Origin of the sequence: Streptomyces sp. NPDC002580, assembly GCF_042889485.1 — a bacterium.
Classification (GTDB): domain Bacteria; phylum Actinomycetota; class Actinomycetes; order Streptomycetales; family Streptomycetaceae; genus Streptomyces.
This window is the reverse complement of sequence record NZ_JBIAQZ010000004.1, coordinates 164,150-179,544: the sequence shown is the minus strand read 5'-3', so window position 1 is coordinate 179,544 and position 15,395 is coordinate 164,150. Positions and strand designations below refer to the sequence as shown.

General features: G+C 69.3%; 13 protein-coding genes. 4 read left to right on the top strand and 9 right to left on the bottom strand.

All coding sequences use genetic code 11. The features are described from left to right. The first annotated feature begins 68 nt into the window (after positions 1-68). From ACFYW7_RS14910 to ACFYW7_RS14895, 4 genes are read left to right on the top strand one after another with little or no spacing between them, the layout of a single operon-like run. Entirely contained in the window at positions 69-830 is a 762-nt protein-coding gene (locus ACFYW7_RS14910; protein WP_389501967.1) for an ABC transporter ATP-binding protein, read from the top strand. Continuing rightward, positions 827-1,717, top strand: a complete 891-nt coding sequence (locus tag ACFYW7_RS14905) for a branched-chain amino acid ABC transporter permease (RefSeq protein WP_389501965.1) — start codon at positions 827-829, stop codon at positions 1,715-1,717. The genes ACFYW7_RS14910 and ACFYW7_RS14905 overlap by 4 nt, the downstream gene beginning before the upstream one ends. Beyond that, a complete protein-coding gene (locus ACFYW7_RS14900) occupies positions 1,710-2,843 on the top strand; it encodes a branched-chain amino acid ABC transporter permease (protein WP_389501963.1) in 1,134 nt (377 codons plus the stop codon). Before ACFYW7_RS14905 ends, ACFYW7_RS14900 begins: the two co-directional genes overlap by 8 nt. Further along, positions 2,840-4,105, top strand: coding sequence for an ABC transporter substrate-binding protein (locus ACFYW7_RS14895; RefSeq protein ID WP_389501961.1), 1,266 nt, complete (start codon positions 2,840-2,842; stop codon positions 4,103-4,105). The genes ACFYW7_RS14900 and ACFYW7_RS14895 overlap by 4 nt, the downstream gene beginning before the upstream one ends. A gap of 115 nt (positions 4,106-4,220) precedes the next feature. On the opposite strand, the gene pssA is transcribed toward ACFYW7_RS14895, so the two are convergent. The 9 genes from pssA to ACFYW7_RS14850 all read right to left on the bottom strand — a co-directional run bounded on the left by pssA (position 4,221) and on the right by ACFYW7_RS14850 (position 15,174). Next, entirely contained in the window at positions 4,221-5,039 is an 819-nt protein-coding gene (gene pssA, locus ACFYW7_RS14890) for a CDP-diacylglycerol--serine O-phosphatidyltransferase (RefSeq protein ID WP_389502713.1), read from the bottom strand. A 22-nt stretch (positions 5,040-5,061) separates the two neighbouring features. Then, a complete protein-coding gene (locus ACFYW7_RS14885) occupies positions 5,062-5,718 on the bottom strand; it encodes a phosphatidylserine decarboxylase (RefSeq protein ID WP_389501959.1) in 657 nt (218 codons plus the stop codon). A 170-nt stretch (positions 5,719-5,888) separates the two neighbouring features. After that, on the bottom strand, positions 5,889-7,094 hold the full coding sequence (locus ACFYW7_RS14880) for an acyl-CoA dehydrogenase family protein (RefSeq protein ID WP_389501957.1): 1,206 nt from the start codon (positions 7,092-7,094) through the stop codon (positions 5,889-5,891). A 2-nt stretch (positions 7,095-7,096) separates the two neighbouring features. Next, on the bottom strand, positions 7,097-7,624 hold the full coding sequence (locus ACFYW7_RS14875; protein WP_261705053.1) for a MaoC family dehydratase: 528 nt from the start codon (positions 7,622-7,624) through the stop codon (positions 7,097-7,099). Positions 7,625-7,629: 5 nt separating this feature from the next. After that, positions 7,630-8,604: an HpcH/HpaI aldolase/citrate lyase family protein gene (locus ACFYW7_RS14870; RefSeq protein ID WP_389501955.1), complete on the bottom strand. Its 975-nt coding sequence runs from the start codon at positions 8,602-8,604 to the stop codon at positions 7,630-7,632. Next, on the bottom strand, positions 8,601-10,649 hold the full coding sequence (locus tag ACFYW7_RS14865) for a protein meaA (protein WP_389501953.1): 2,049 nt from the start codon (positions 10,647-10,649) through the stop codon (positions 8,601-8,603). The genes ACFYW7_RS14870 and ACFYW7_RS14865 overlap by 4 nt, the downstream gene beginning before the upstream one ends. Before the next feature lie 8 nt (positions 10,650-10,657). Continuing rightward, entirely contained in the window at positions 10,658-11,995 is a 1,338-nt protein-coding gene (gene ccrA / locus ACFYW7_RS14860) for a crotonyl-CoA carboxylase/reductase (RefSeq protein ID WP_389501952.1), read from the bottom strand. 424 nt (positions 11,996-12,419) lie between these two features. After that, a complete protein-coding gene (locus ACFYW7_RS14855; protein ID WP_389501950.1) occupies positions 12,420-13,232 on the bottom strand; it encodes a TetR/AcrR family transcriptional regulator in 813 nt (270 codons plus the stop codon). Positions 13,233-13,368: 136 nt separating this feature from the next. Continuing rightward, on the bottom strand, positions 13,369-15,174 hold the full coding sequence (locus ACFYW7_RS14850; RefSeq protein ID WP_389501949.1) for a 3-hydroxyacyl-CoA dehydrogenase family protein: 1,806 nt from the start codon (positions 15,172-15,174) through the stop codon (positions 13,369-13,371). Between the last annotated feature and the right edge of the window lie 221 nt (positions 15,175-15,395).

Here is a 15,395-nt window from a genome sequence, read left to right as displayed (position 1 = left end):
GGGCTTCCGGGACCGGTGCCTCCGGGACGGCCCCGCCCGTCGACGTTCCGTCGCTCGAGGTCCGGGACGTGACCGTCCGGTTCGCGGGGCTGACCGCGCTCGACGCGGTGAGCTTCACCGTGCGGCCGGGCACCGTGCACGCCCTGATCGGCCCGAACGGCGCCGGGAAGTCCACCTGCTTCAACGTGCTGTCCGGCGTCTGCCGGCCCGCCGCCGGAAGCGTCCGCCTCGGGGAACGCGAACTCACCGGCCTGCCGCCCCACCGGATCGCGGGTCTCGGCGTGGCCCGCATCTTCCAGAACCTCGCCCTGCCACCGCACGCCACCGTCGAGGACTGTCTGCTGCTCGGCCGGCACCGGCTGACCCGCGCGGGATTCCTCGCCTCGGGGCTGCGGCTCCCCTCGGCCGCGCGCGAGGACCGGCGCCACCGCGAACGCGTCCGCGAGATCGCCGCGTTCGTGGGCCTGGAAGGACAGCTCGACCGGCCCGCCGGTTCCCTCCCGTACGGGCAGCAGAAGCTCGCCGAACTCGCCCGGGCCCTGTGCATGGAGCCCCGGGTCCTGCTCCTGGACGAACCCGTCGCCGGCATGACCGCCGACGAACGGCGCCGTACCGCCGCGGTCGTCGCGGGGGTCCGCGACAGCCTCGGCATCTCCATCGTGCTGGTGGAACACGACATGGGGGTGGTGATGCGGCTCGCTGACGCGGTGACCGTGCTCGACTTCGGGCGCCGCATCGCCGACGGCGCCCCCGCCGACGTACAGAACGATCCGGCGGTGGTGCGGGCCTACCTGGGCGAGCGCGCCGAGCCAGAGGAGACCGAGTCATGAGCACCTTCGTCGAACTCCTGCTCAACGGCCTGTCCATGGGTTCCGTCTACGCCCTCATCGCCCTGGGCTTCGTCGTCATCTTCAGGGCCACCGAGGTCGTCAACTTCGCGCACGCCTCCCTGCTGCTCGCGGGCGGCTACGTCACCGCGACCCTCCACGACGACATCGGCTTCTGGCCGGCGCTGCTCGCCGGTGTGGCGGGCGCCGCGCTGGTCGGGGCCGCCGTGGAGTTCCTGGTGATGCGCCGCTACCGGGGCTCCGACCAGAGCGTCCTCGCCATCGTCACCATCGGCGTCGACATCCTGCTCACCACCGAGCTGACCCGCCGTATCGGCACGGACGTCCTGGCGATGGGCGACCCCTGGGGCAACGCCGTCCTCACGGTCGGGCCGGTCTCGGTCGCCCACACCCGGATCGCGGCGTTCGTCGCGGCGGCCCTGCTCATCACGGTCTTCCTGCTGGCCTTCCGCTACACGTCCTGGGGCGTGGCGATGCGCGCCGCCGCGGAGAGTCCGGAGACCGCGGCCCTGATGGGGGTCCGGCTCGGCCGGGTGTCCCTGGGGGCCTGGGCGGTGGCCGGCGGCCTCGCGGCCGTCGCCGCGCTGTTCCTGACCGTCTTCCCGACACCCGGGCTGGAACGCGCCACCTCGCTGGCCGCGCTCAAGGCGTTCCCCGCGGCGATCCTCGGAGGCCTCGACTCGACGACAGGCGCGCTGGTCGGCGGACTCCTCGTCGGTGTCACCGAGTCCCTGGCCACCGGCTACCAGAGCGACCTCACCTTCCTCGGGCGCGGTCTCGGAGATCTCGCGCCGTACCTGGTCATGGTCGTGATCCTGCTCATCCGGCCCGCCGGGCTGTTCGGCACGAAGGAGCTCGCCCGTGTCTGAGGTCCTCACCCGCGACGAGACGAGCGGCGCACCCCGTGCCGTCCGCCACCGCGCCCTGCGGCTGCCCGGCACCCGGCCCGTCCTCTGGGCCGCCGGCGCCGTCCTGCTGCTGGCGCTGCCCTTCTACCTCGACCGCTTCTGGCTCCAGGCCGGCCTGTTCGCGATGGCCGCGGCGATCGGCGGGATCGGCCTCAACCTCCTCACCGGCGCGACCGGGCAGCTCTCCATGGGGCACGCCTTCTTCCTCGCGGTCGGCGCGTACGCGTACTGCGTGTTCGCGGCCGACGGGGGCGACGGACTGACCGGTCTGGGACTGCCCACCTGGCTCGCGGCCGTGCTCGCCGTGGCCGTCTCCGGGATCGCCGGCGGGGTGTTCAGCCCGATCGCGGGGCGGCTGCGCGGTGCCTACCTCGGCATCGCCACGCTCGCCCTGATCTTCATCGGACAGCACGTCCTGTTCAACGCCCGGGATGTCACGGGCGGCTTCAACGGCCGGGACGTGCCGCCGCTGAGCCTCTTCGGCCTCACCTTCGACGACCGCGAGGTCGTCGTGGCCGCCGTGCCGTTCGGGTCGGCCGAGAAGCTCTGGTACGTCGGTCTGGCGGTGCTCCTGGGCTGCGGGCTCTTCGCCCGCGGGGTGCTGCGCGGGCGGCCGGGCCGGGCCATGAACGCGATCCGGGACCACCGGATCGCGGCGGGGGTGATCGGCGTGCCCGTCGCCCGCTACCGCGCCGGCGTCTTCGTCCTGTCCTCGATGTACGCGGGCCTGGCGGGCGTGCTGCTCGCCCTGGTCTTCCAGCGCACGGTGCCCGACTACTTCGGGATCACGCTCTCGCTCGAATACCTCGCCATGATCGTCATCGGCGGGCTCGGGTCGGTCTCCGGGGCGGTGGTGGGGGCGGTCTTCGTCTCACTGCTGCCGCAGCTGCTGACCCGCTACAGCGACGCGCTGCCCCTGGTCTCCGACCCGGGCACGGGCGGTATCGCGCCCGGCGAGGCGGCCCGGTACCTGTACGGCGCCGCCGTCGTGGCGGTGGTGCTCTTTCTGCCGGGCGGTCTGGTCAGGGTGGCCGCCCGGCTCCGCGTAACGCCCCGTCCCGGGGCCACTCCAGGGGAGGAACGATGAGAACGACACATGCGGCGAGGATGGCCGCCGGGGCGCTGGCCGCTCTGCTCGTGCTGGCCGGGTGCAGCTCCAAGGCCAAGGACGACGACGGCGACGGCAAGCAGTCGGCCGGCGGGGTGAAGACCGGCGAGGGGATCTCGGGCAAGACGATCGCCCTCGGGGTGCTCACCGACATGACGGGCGTCTACGCGACGCTCGGCAAGAGCGTCACCCAGGCCCAGCAGCTCTATGTGAAGCAGACCAACGCCGCCGGCGGCGTCTGCGGCTACAAGCTGGCGCTGACGGTCCGCGACCACGGCTACGACCCGCAGAAGGCGGTCTCCGGCTACACGGAGCTGGCGCCGAAGGTGCTGGGCTTCACCCAGTTCATCGGCTCGCCGTTCGTCGCCGCCGTCAAGCAGCGCATCGACGGCCGGGACAAGGCCCTGGTCCTGCCGCAGGCCTGGTCGGCCACCCTCCTGGGCAGCCCGTACATCCGGCCCATCGGCTCCACGTACGACATCGAGACGATCAACGCGATCGACTTCCTGATGAAGGAGAAGGGCCTCAAGAAGGGCGACAAGGTCGGCCACGTGTACTTCGAGGGCGACTACGGCGAGAACGCCCTGACCGGCTCCCGCCACATGGCGAAGGAGACCGGCCTCAAGGTCGTCGAGCAGAAGATCAAGCCGACGGACAACGACATGACCGGTCAGGTCGTCGCGCTGAAGAAGGCCGGTGTCAAGGCCATCGTGATCAGCGCGGGACCGCGCCAGGCGGCCTCGCTCGTCGGGGTGGCGGCGGCCGGCAAGTTCAACGTGCCGATCATCGGCAACAACTCGGCGTTCGCCCCGCAGCTCCTGGCCACCGCGGCGGCCCCGGCGCTGGAGGCGAACTACTACGTGGCCTCGCCCTCGCTGCCGATCGGGGCGGACACCCCGGAGGCGAAGAAGCTGGTCGCGGACTACAAGGCGGCCTATCCGAAGGACTCCCTGGACAACGGCGTGGTGGCCGGCTGGACGGCCGCGTCGGCGTTCGGCGAGGCGCTGAAGAAGGCCTGCGCGGCCAAGGACCTCACTCGCGAGGGTGTCGACAAGGCGCTGCTGACCATCGACGCGTTCGACACGGGCTTCGGCATCACCCAGAACTTCACCGACCCGAAGGCCGCGTCCTCGAAGGAGAGCGTCATCCTGCAGCCCGACAAGGACGCGGTGGGCGGCATGAAGGTCGTCCGTGAGGCCGGCGCCTCGTCCGTCGCCGAGGGATACACGCCAGGCGCCTGACCCGCGGTTCACGCGGAAGGCGTCCCCGCTCACGCGGAGGACGCCTGATCCCCCCGCTCACGCGGAAGGGCCCCGAACCACTCGGTTCGGGGCCCTTCCGCGTACGTACGGGGTGTTACGGAAGCTGTGCGGCTCGCGCCTCACGGCGGTTGCCCCGGAAGTTGTTCACCCGGCGGGCCGTGGCGAACAGCGGGATCACCGCGCCCATGACCAGCTGCAGCGCGCAGCCCGTCTGGAGGAGCAGCTGGCCGCCCGGGGCGTCGAACGCCCACGCCGCCAGGAGACCCATCGAGAGCACGATCCAGGAGAGCATCGCGACCGCCAGGCGACCGCGCGGCTTCGGGTACTCGACGCGGCTCACCATCAGCCAGGCGGTGCCGAAGATCGCCATGAGCGTGGCGACGAAGGGCAGCTCGAGCAGGATGATGGAGACCACCGTCAGCGCGCCGAAGGGGCTCGGCATGCCCTGGAAGGTGCCGTCCTTCACCGTGACGCAGGAGAATCTCGCGAGCCTCAGCACCACGGCCAGCAGCACCACGATCGCCCCGACCGCGGCCACCTTCTGGTACGCGTCGTCGGCGACCATGCCGTACACCAGGACGAAGTACGCCGGTGCCAGGCCGAAGCTGATCAGGTCGGACAGGTTGTCCAGCTCGGCGCCCATGGGGGAGGAGCGCAGCTTGCGGGCCACCAGGCCGTCGAACAGGTCGAAGATCGCCGCGCACAGCATCAGGATGACGGCCGTGGCCGCGCTGTTGCGGCCCATGCCGGATTCCTGGCTGCCCGTGAGGTGCGGGATCAGGATGCCGGTGGTGGTGAAGTACACCGCCATGAAGCCGCACGTGGCGTTGCCGAGGGTCAGCGTGTCCGCTATCGAGAGGCGGAGAGAGAGGGGCATCTCCTCCTCGTCGTCCACCTCGTCGGCCTCCGGCACCCAGCCGGCCTGTGTCTCAGGATCAATCACGGTCAATTCGAGTCACCCCAGCCACGGTCTTCTGACCGACCTCCACGTCGACCTCGACACCCTCGGGGAGGTAGATGTCGACGCGTGAGCCGAAGCGGATCAGACCGATCCGCTCGCCCTGCTCGACCTTGGTGCCCCGGGGGATGTAAGGGACGATGCGACGAGCGACCGCGCCCGCGATCTGGATCATCTCGATGTCACCGAGTTCGGTGTCGAAGTGCCAGACGACGCGCTCGTTGTTCTCGCTCTCCTTGTTGAACGCCGGAACGAACCCACCCGGGATGTGCTCGACGGACGTCACCGTGCCGGCGAGCGGCGCGCGGTTGACGTGGACGTTGAGTGGGCTCATGAAGATCGCGACGCGGGTGCGTCCGTCCTTCCACGGCATGATGCTCTGCACCACGCCGTCGGCGGGAGAGATGACACGGCCCTGGGTGATCTCACGCTCGGGGTCGCGGAAGAACCACAGCATCCCGGCCGCGAGCGCGGTGGCGGGTACGGCCACGGCCTTGGCCACGCCGGAGCGGCGTGAACGGGCCAGGCTGAGTGCTGCGGTGGCAACGGTCGGGAGAAGCCACGGCGATGCTCCGCGCGCGAGGCGTACGCCTGCGAGGCTGTCGCGAGGTGCAGAGGTTTGGCTGTGGGGCATGGATGACCTTCGTAGCGGATGATGCCGCGCTCGAACGGGGGACGGCGGCTTTCACGCGATCGTACCGGGCGCCTACCGCAACTGGGCAAGCCAGGCAGCGGAGTCCACGGCTGAAGAGTGCTGACGGGGTGTGATCTTCTACGTGAAGAAAACACCCCGAACCCGGACATCTAGCCCTGGAGTCGATACTCTTCGAGCAGTCTGCGCCCGATGATCATTTTCTGGATTTCGGCGGTACCTTCGCCGATCAGCAGCATCGGGGCCTCACGGTAGAGGCGCTCGATCTCGTACTCCTTGGAGAAGCCGTAGCCGCCGTGGATCCGGAACGCATCTTCCACGACCTCTTTGCAGTACTCGGAGGCGAGGTACTTCGCCATCCCTGCTTCGAGGTCGTTTCGTTCCCCGGAGTCCTTTTTGCGTGCTGCGTTCACCATCATTGCATGGGCGGCCTCGACCTTGGTAGCCATTTCGGCCAGCTTGAACTGGATCGCCTGGTGCTGGGCGATCGCCTTGCCGAAAGTGTGACGTTGCTGGGCATAGGAGACGCCGAGTTCGAATGCACGCTGTGCGACGCCGCAGCCACGGGCCGCGACGTTGACGCGGCCGACCTCGACTCCGTCCATCATTTGGTAAAACCCTCGGCCGGTGGTGCCGCCGAGTACCCGATTGGCCGGAATGCGCAGTCCGTCCATGATGAGTTCAGTGGTGTCGACACCCTTGTAACCCATCTTGTCGATCTTCCCGGGGATGGTGAGGCCGGGGCGGACCTCGCCGAAGCCGGGCTCCTTCTCGACGAGGAAGGTCGTCATCGACTTGTGGGGCGCCGTGCCCTCGGGGTGTCCTTCGTCACTCTTGACGAGAACGGCCACCAGAGTCGATGATCCACCGTTCGTCAGCCACATCTTCTGACCGTTCAGGACGTACTCTTCGCCGTCCTTGACCGCCTTCGACGTGATCGCCGACACGTCGGAGCCGAGCGCCGGCTCCGACATCGAGAAGGCGCCACGCACCTCGCCGAGCGCCATGCGCGGCAGGAAGTGGTCCTTCTGCTCCTGCGTGCCGTGCTGCTTGATCATGTACGCCACGATGAAGTGGGTGTTGATGATGCCGGAGACCGACATCCAGCCGCGGGCGATCTCCTCGACGCACAGCGCGTACGTCAGGAGGGACTCGCCCAGGCCGCCGTACTCCTCGGGGATCATCAGCCCGAAGAGGCCGAGCTCCTTGAGTCCGTCGACGATCGCCTGCGGGTACTCGTCGCGGTGCTCCAGCTCGGTCGCGACCGGGATGATCTCCTTGTCCACGAAGTCGCGGACGGTGGAGAGGATCTCCCTCTGGACGTCGGTCAGACCGGCGGTCTGGGCGAGTCGGGCCATGACTACTTCTCCGTCTTCTTCTCCGCGGGCGCGGTGAGTTCGGGCCGGCCGGGCTGCTCGCCGCCGCGCTCCTTGATGTACGTCTCGGTGGGGACCATCACCTTGCGGCGGAACACGCAGACGAGCGTGCCGTCCTGCTTGTAGCCCTTGGTCTCGACGTAGACGATCCCGCGGTCCGACTTGGACCGGGAGGGCGTCTTGTCGAGGACCGTGGTCTCGCCGTAGATCGTGTCGCCGTGGAAGGTCGGCGCCACGTGCTTCAGCGACTCGACCTCCAGGTTGGCGATCGCCTTGCCCGACACGTCCGGCACGGACATGCCCAGCAGCAGCGAGTAGATGTAGTTCCCGACGACGACGTTCTTGCCGAAATCGGTCGTCTTCTCCGCGTAGTTGCTGTCCATGTGGAGCGGGTGGTGGTTCATGGTCAGCAGACAGAAGAGGTGGTCGTCGTACTCCGTGACCGTCTTTCCGGGCCAGTGCTTGTACACCGCCCCGACCTCGAACTCTTCGTAGGTGCGTCCGAACTGCATGGTGCTCAGGCCTCCGGGGCTTCGAACTTGGACGTGCGCTGCATGCCGGCGGCCCGGCCCTTGCCCGAGATGACGAGCGCCATCTTGCGGCTGGCCTCGTCGATCATCTCGTCGCCGAGCATCGCGGAGCCCTTCTTGCCGCCCGCCTCGGACGTGCAGTAGTCGTACGCGTCGAGGATCAGCTCGGCGTGGTCGAAGTCCTCCTGCGACGGCGAGAAGATCTCGTTGGAGGCCTCCACCTGACCCGGGTGCAGCACCCACTTGCCGTCGAAGCCGAGGGCCGCGGCGCGCTGGGCGACGGCGCGGTAGCCGTCGACGTTGCGGATCTGGAGGTAGGGGCCGTCGATCGCCTGGAGGTTGTTCGCGCGGGCGGCCATCAGGATCTTCATCAGGATGTAGTGGTAGGCGTCCGCCGGGTAACCGGGCGGCTGCTCGCCCACGACCAGCGACTTCATGTTGATCGACGCCATGAAGTCGGCCGGGCCGAAGATGATCGTCTCCACGCGCTGGGAGGCGGTGGCGATCTCGTTGACGTTGTTCAGGCCCTGGGCGTTCTCGATCTGCGCCTCGATGCCGATCTTGCCGACCTCGAAGCCCATGGTCTTCTCGATCTGCGTCAGCAGCAGGTCCAGCGCGACCACCTGCTGGGCGGTCTGCACCTTCGGCAGCATGATGCAGTCGAGGTTCGGCCCCGCGCCCTCGACGACCGTGACGACGTCGCGGTACGTCCACTCGGTCGTCCAGTCGTTGACGCGCACGACCCGCGTCTTGCCGGTCCAGTCACCCTCGTTGAGGAACTTGACGATGGTGTGCCGGGCCTCGGGCTTGGCGAGCGGCGCGCACGCGTCCTCCAGGTCGAGGAAGACCTGGTCCGCCGGGAGGCCCTGGGCCTTCTCCAGGAACCGGGGGTTGCTTCCCGGTACGGCCAGGCAGGAGCGCCGCGGGCGAAGGCGGTTGACCTGGGGAACAGGGCTGGTCATGCGGGGACCTCCAGGGGGTCGAGCTTGTTCGCTTTCCGGATCTCGTCGACGATACGGCCGATGATTCCGGTGATGTCGAAGTCCTTCGGGGTGAAGACCGCGGCCACTCCTGCGGCCCGCAGCTGTTCGGCGTCGGCGTTCGGGATGATCCCGCCCGCGATCACCGGAATGTCGGCCGCGCCGGCCTTGCGCAGCTTCTCCAGGACGTCCGGCACCAGCTGGGCGTGCGAGCCGGACAGGATGGACAGGCCCACGGCGTGCACGTCCTCGGCCACGGCCGCGTCCACGATCTGGTCGGGGGTCAGCCGGATGCCCTGGTAGACGACCTCGAAGCCGGCGTCGCGGGCCCGCACGGCGATCTGCTCGGCGCCGTTGGAGTGACCGTCCAGGCCCGGCTTGCCCACCAGGAAGCGGAGCTTGCCGACGCCCATCTCGTCCGCGGTCAGCTCCACCTTGCGGCGCACCAGGGCGAGCCCCGTGCCCTCCTCGGCGGAGATGGCGACGGGCGCGGACGACACCCCGGTCGGGGCGCGGAACTCGCCGAACACCTCGCGCAGGGCCCCGGCCCACTCACCGGTCGTGACACCGGCGCGGGCGCACTCCAGGGTGGCCTCCATGAGGTTGGCGGTGCCCTTCGCGGCCTCCTTCAGCCGCTCCAGCGCCTTGCACGGACGCGGGTGGTTGAAGGGCGGCTGGTAGCGGGTGTCCCGCCAGGTCTGGAGCGCGGAGATCGCCTGGGCCTCGACCGAGGGGTCGACCGTCATGATCGCCGCGTCCAGGTCGGCCGTGAGCGGGTTCGGCTCGGTCGACTCGAAGATGTTGACGCCGACGATCTTGTCGGTACCGCCCTCGATACGGGCCCGGCGCTCGGCGTGCGAGGACACGAGCTGCGACTTCAGGTAGCCCGACTCGACGGCGGCCATCGCGCCGCCCATCTCCTCGATCCGCGCGATCTCGGCCAGCGACTCCTCGACGAGGGACGCCACCTTGGCCTCGACGACGTGCGAGCCCTCGAAGATGTCCTCGTACTCCAGCAGGTCGCTCTCGTGCGCCAGCACCTGCTGGATGCGCAGCGACCACTGCTGGTCCCAGGGGCGGGGCAGGCCCAGCGCCTCGTTCCAGGCGGGCAGTTGCACGGCGCGGGCGCGGGCGTCCTTGGAGAGGGTCACGGCCAGCATCTCGAGCACGATCCGCTGGACGTTGTTCTCCGGCTGGGCCTCGGTCAGACCGAGGGAGTTGACCTGGACCCCGTACCGGAAGCGCCGCTGCTTGGGGTCCTCGATGCCGTACCGCTCGCGGGTGATCTTGTCCCAGATGCGTCCGAACGCCCGCATCTTGCACATCTCCTCGATGAAGCGGACGCCCGCGTTCACGAAGAAGGAGATGCGGGCGACCACGTCGCCCCTGCGGTCCTCGGGGATCTGCCCGGACTCGAACACCGCGTCCAGGACGGCGATCGCGGTGGACATCGCGTAAGCGATCTCCTGGACCGGTGTGGCGCCCGCCTCCTGCAGGTGGTAGCTGCAGATGTTGATCGGGTTCCACTTGGGGATGTGGTTGACCGTGTACGTGATCATGTCCGTCGTGAGACGGAGCGAGGGCACCGGCGGGAAGACGTGCGTCCCCCGCGAGAGGTACTCCTTCACGATGTCGTTCTGGGTCGTCCCCTGGAGCTTGGTGATGTCGACACCCTGCTCCTCGGCGACGACCTGATAGAGCGCCAGCAGCCACATGGCGGTGGCGTTGATGGTCATCGAGGTGTTCATCTGCTCCAGGGGGATGTCCTGGAACAGCCGGCGCATGTCACCGAGGTGCGAGACCGGCACGCCGACCCGGCCGACCTCGCCGCGGGCGAGGATGTGGTCGGGGTCGTAGCCGGTCTGCGTCGGCAGGTCGAAGGCCACGGAGAGACCCGTCTGCCCCTTGGCGAGGTTGCGCCGGTACAACTCGTTGGACGCCTCGGCCGTGGAGTGGCCGGCGTACGTGCGCATGAGCCACGGCCGGTCCTTCACCCTCTGCCCGTCGGCTGTCTGACGCTCTGTCATGGTGGACCTCAGACGTTCCGGAAGCGGTTGATGGCGTCGATGTGCTGGGCGCGCTTCTCCTCGTCGCGCACGCCCAGGCCCTCCTCGGGCGCCAGCGCGAGCACGCCGACCTTGCCCTGGTGGAGGTTGCGGTGCACGTCGTGGGCGGCCTGCCCGGTGTCCTCCAGGGAGTAGACCTTGGAGAGCGTCGGGTGGATCTTGCCCTTGGCGACGAGCCGGTTGGCCTCCCAGGCCTCGCGGTAGTTCGCGAAGTGCGAGCCGATGATCCGCTTCAGCGACATCCACAGGTAGCGGTTGTCGTACTCGTGCATGTAGCCCGAGGTCGAGGCGCAGGTGGTGATGGTGCCGCCCTTGCGGGTGACGTAGACGCTCGCGCCGAAGGTCTCGCGGCCCGGGTGCTCGAAGACGATGTCGATGTCCTCGCCCCCGGTGAACTCGCGGATGCGCTTGCCGAAGCGCTTCCACTCCTTCGGGTCCTGGGTGTTCTCGTCCTTCCAGAACTTGTAGCCCTCGGCGTTGCGGTCGATGATCGCCTCGGCGCCCATCGACCGGCAGATGTCCGCCTTCTGCTCGCTGGAGACGACGCAGATCGGGTTGGCACCACCGGCGAGCGCGAACTGCGTGGCGTAGCTGCCCAGTCCGCCGCTCGCGCCCCAGATCAGGACGTTGTCGCCCTGCTTCATGCCGGCGCCGTTGCGGGAGACCAGCTGCCGGTAGGCGGTGGAGTTCACCAGTCCGGGAGCGGCGGCCTCCTCCCAGCTCAGGTGGTCCGGCTTCGGCATCAGCTGGTTGGACTTGACGAGCGCGATCTCGGCGAGACCGCCGAAGTTCGTCTCGAAGCCCCAGATGCGCTGCTCGGGGTCGAGCATCGTGTCGTTGTGGCCGTCGGAGGACTCCAGCTCGACGGACAGGCAGTGCGCGACGACCTCGTCGCCGGGCTTCCAGGAGTTGACTCCCGGGCCGGTGCGCAGGACGACGCCCGCGAGGTCCGAACCGATGATGTGGTACGGCAGGTCGTGGCGCTTGCTGAGGTCGCTGAGCCGCCCGTAGCGCTCCAGGAAGTTGAAGGTCGACACCGGCTCGAAGATCGAGGTCCAGACCGAGTTGTAGTTCACGGAGGACGCCATGACGGCCACCAGGGCCTCGCCGGGGCCGAGCTCCGGCACCGGCACGTCGTCCAGGTGGATCGACTTGCGGGGGTCCTTGTCGCGGCTGTCGAGCCCGGCGAACATCTCCGCCTCGTCCTTGTGCACGGTGATCGCGCGGTAGGACTCGGGGAGCGGAAGTGCGGCGAAGTCGGCGGACGTGGCGGTCCGCGACTGAATCGCGTCCAGGATTTCCTTCACGGTGTTGCCTCCGGCGATGTGCGTTCTGAGGGGGAACGCTGAGGGGTACGTCGGTTGTGCTGGGGGTGCCGTCGGTTCGGCGGAGGTGGTGCTGTGGCAGCGCTGTGGTTGGCGCAGGAGGTTGCCTGTGACGCAGGCGTCCGGGCGCGCAGGCCATGGGGCTTGCGGGGACAGCCGGCGTACGAATGGTCTCTGCACGCCGGCCGCCCGGACACATTCAACGTATGGCACGCCGTGTCACCTGGCAAGGCACGGAGTGCCAGTTATTGCGCTCAGGTGAAATCTTTACGTAACACGTGAGCGATGATCGATCAGACTGGTCCGTAAAGCGCTCAAATGTGGACATGAAAACGCCGGACGCGCTCGAAGTGAGCGTGTCCGGCGTGTGGTCGGCGTACGTGGGCCGCCCTTGAGCGGCCGGCCGTTACGACCGTTCCTTGAGGGCCTGTTCGATCGTGCGCATCACCTGGTCCAGCGGGGCGTCGACGCGGGCCACCGTCACCAGGACGTCCCCGTCGGTGAAGGACGACGCCGGCGCCGGTCTCGGCGCGGTCTCCCGTCCCGCGCCGATGCCCGTGCCGAAGGTCTTGCGGACGATGGCGAAGGCGTGGTCCAGCTGGGTCTCCACGTCGCCCTGACCGCCGGCCCGCAGCCATCGCCGCAGGACGTGGTTGTGGGCCGTGACCACGGCCGACGCGGCGACCTCCGCCAGCAGCGGATCGTCGTTGGCGTCGTCGTCGTGCGCGTGCTCGTCGAAGTGGCCCAGGAGATAGCGGGTGAAGAGCCGCTCGTAGCGGGCCACCGAGGCGATCTCGGCCTCGCGCAGCGTCGGCACCTCGCGCGTCAGCTTGTAGCGCGACACCGAGATCTCCGGCTGGGCCGCGTACATCTTCATGACTTCCTTGATGCCGCGGCACACGGTGTCGAGCGGATGCTCGTGCGCGGGTGCCGCGTTCAGCACCGCCTCGGCCCGGATCAGGGTGTCGTCGTGGTCGGGGAAGATCGCCTCTTCCTTGGAGCGGAAGTGGCGGAAGAACGTACGCCGGGCCACCCCGGCCTGCGCCGCGATCTCGTCGACCGTGGTCGCCTCGTACCCCTTGGCCGCGAACAGCTCCATGGCCGCGGCCGCCAGCTCCCGGCGCATCTTGAGCCGTTGGGCCGCCGCGCGGCCGCCCGCGGCGCTCTCCGGCGCGTCGGGCGTGGCTGGGGTACGTGAGGACTTGGCGGGCTGGGGCATGACCCGAACGTACTGCATGTGCGCAGGAGAGCGCGCATGTCCGGGGATCCCCCCGCCCTGGGCGGGCGGGGGGTATCCGGCGGGGCCGAGCAGTCCGCCCCAGTCCGTGTCGTCAGCGAACAGGTCGCCCGGACGCTCAGCGGCGGGCATATTCGCGGAAGCCGCGGCCCGTCTTGCGGCCGAGGCAGCCCGCGGCCACCAGGTGCTCCAGGAGCGGCGCGGGGGCCAGCCCCGGGTCGCGGAACTCGCGGTGCAGGACCTTCTCGATGGCCAGCGAGACGTCGAGACCGACCACGTCCAGCAGCTCGAACGGACCCATCGGGTAGCCGCCGCCCAGCTTCATCGCGGCGTCGATGTCGTCGAGCGAGGCGTAGTGCTCCTGCACCATCTTGATCGCGTTGTTCAGGTACGGGAACAGCAGCGCGTTCACGATGAAGCCGGCGCGGTCACCGCAGTCCACCGGGTGCTTGCGGATCTTCCCGCAGACCTCGCGCACGGTCGCGTGCACGTCGTCCGCGGTCAGCACGGTCCGCACGACCTCGACGAGCTTCATCGCCGGGGCCGGGTTGAAGAAGTGCATGCCGATCACGTCCTGCGGGCGCGAGGTGGCGCGGGCGCAGGCGACGACGGGCAGCGAGGAGGTGGTGGTGGCGAGGATCGCGCCGGGCTTGCAGACCTTGTCGAACGTGCCGAACAGCTGCTGCTTGATCTCCAGGTCCTCGGCGACCGCCTCCAGCGCCAGATCGACCTCGGCGAAGTCGTCGTAGCTGCCGGTCGGAGTGATCAGCTCCAGGGTCTTCGCCGCCGCCTCGGCCGTCATCCGGCCCTTGTCGACGGAGCGGGAGAGCGACTTGCCGATCCGCGCCTTCGCGGTCTGCGCCTTCTCCTCCGTACGGGCCGCGAGGACGACCTCGTACCCGGCCTTCGCGAAGACCTCGGCGATGCCGGAGGCCATCGTGCCGGAGCCCGCGACACCCACCGAGCGGATGATGCGGCCCTCGGCCAGGACGGCGTCCTCCAGGGGCGTCAGCGCGTCCCGCACGACGGCGTCGCTGCCCGGCGCCTCGTACGAGTAGAAGCCGCGCCCGGACTTGCGCCCGGTCAGGCCCGCCTCGCTGAGCTGCTTGAGGATCGGCGCGGGGGCGTGCAGCCGGTCGTGGGACTCGGAGTACATCGCCTCCAGGACCGTCCGGGCGGTGTCCACGCCGATCAGGTCGAGCAGCGCGAGCGGGCCCATCGGCAGTCCGCAGCCGAGCCGCATCGCGGCGTCGATGTCCTCGCGGGAGGCGTACTTCGCCTCGTACATCGCGGCGGCCTGGTTGAGGTAGCCGAACAGCAGCCCGTCGGCGACGAAACCGGGGCGGTCGCCGACCGCGACGGGCTCCTTGCCGAGTTCGATCGCCAGGTCGGTGACCGCGGCGACGGCCGTCGGCGCGGTCAGCACCGAGGAGACGACCTCGACGAGCTTCATCGCGGGCGCCGGGTTGAAGAAGTGCAGGCCGAGCACGCGCTCGGGATGGGCCGAGTCGGCAGCCAGCCGCGTCACGGACAGGGCGTTGGTGCCCGTCGCGAGGATCGCCCCGGGGCGCACGATCGTGTCGAGCGCCCGGAAGACCTGCTGCTTGATCTCGTACGACTCCGGGGTCACCTCGATGACGAGGTCGGCCTCGGCGGCGGCCGCGAGGTCGGTGAAGGTGCGGAAGCGGGCGAGAGCGTCCGTGCGCTCCCGCTCGTCGAGGTGCTCACGGCGCACGGCGCGGGCCGTGGAGGCCTCGAGGGTGGCCACGGCCTGGATGGTCGCGGCCTCGCTGATGTCGATGCCGATCACGTCACGGCCGGCGCGGACCAGGACCTCGGCGATGCCGGTGCCCATGGTGCCGAGGCCGATGACGGCGACGGTCCGCAGGGGGGACAGGGAGGTGTCGGACAGGGGAGTGGCCATCGCGGGACTCCTGAAGAGGGTGACGACTGAGGAGCGCACGCGGGTACGCCGACAGGCGCACACGGTGCGGAGGTTGCGGGTGTTGCCGGGCTGACGAGCGCACACGCCCGGTGCCGTCCCGGAGCGCCGACGAACGGACGCCCATGGGCGGAGAAGCCGACCGGCCCTGTCCCGGAGCCACGTCGTACTGAGGTACCTGAAGTACCGAACCGACTGCGCTC

What these genes read in the sequence shown, in the direction of transcription:
- ACFYW7_RS14850 (WP_389501949.1), bottom strand. Translation starts at nt 15,174, where the DNA reads ATGGCCACTCCCCTGTCCGACACCTCCCTGTCCCCCCTGCGGACCGTC.
- ACFYW7_RS14875 (WP_261705053.1), bottom strand. Translation starts at nt 7,624, where the DNA reads ATGCAGTTCGGACGCACCTACGAAGAGTTCGAGGTCGGGGCGGTGTAC.
- ACFYW7_RS14895 (WP_389501961.1), top strand. Translation starts at nt 2,840, where the DNA reads ATGAGAACGACACATGCGGCGAGGATGGCCGCCGGGGCGCTGGCCGCT.
- ACFYW7_RS14905 (WP_389501965.1), top strand. Translation starts at nt 827, where the DNA reads ATGAGCACCTTCGTCGAACTCCTGCTCAACGGCCTGTCCATGGGTTCC.
- ACFYW7_RS14870 (WP_389501955.1), bottom strand. Translation starts at nt 8,604, where the DNA reads ATGACCAGCCCTGTTCCCCAGGTCAACCGCCTTCGCCCGCGGCGCTCC.
- ACFYW7_RS14865 (WP_389501953.1), bottom strand. Translation starts at nt 10,649, where the DNA reads ATGACAGAGCGTCAGACAGCCGACGGGCAGAGGGTGAAGGACCGGCCG.
- ACFYW7_RS14855 (WP_389501950.1), bottom strand. Translation starts at nt 13,232, where the DNA reads ATGCCCCAGCCCGCCAAGTCCTCACGTACCCCAGCCACGCCCGACGCG.
- ACFYW7_RS14880 (WP_389501957.1), bottom strand. Translation starts at nt 7,094, where the DNA reads ATGGCCCGACTCGCCCAGACCGCCGGTCTGACCGACGTCCAGAGGGAG.
- ACFYW7_RS14885 (WP_389501959.1), bottom strand. Translation starts at nt 5,718, where the DNA reads ATGCCCCACAGCCAAACCTCTGCACCTCGCGACAGCCTCGCAGGCGTA.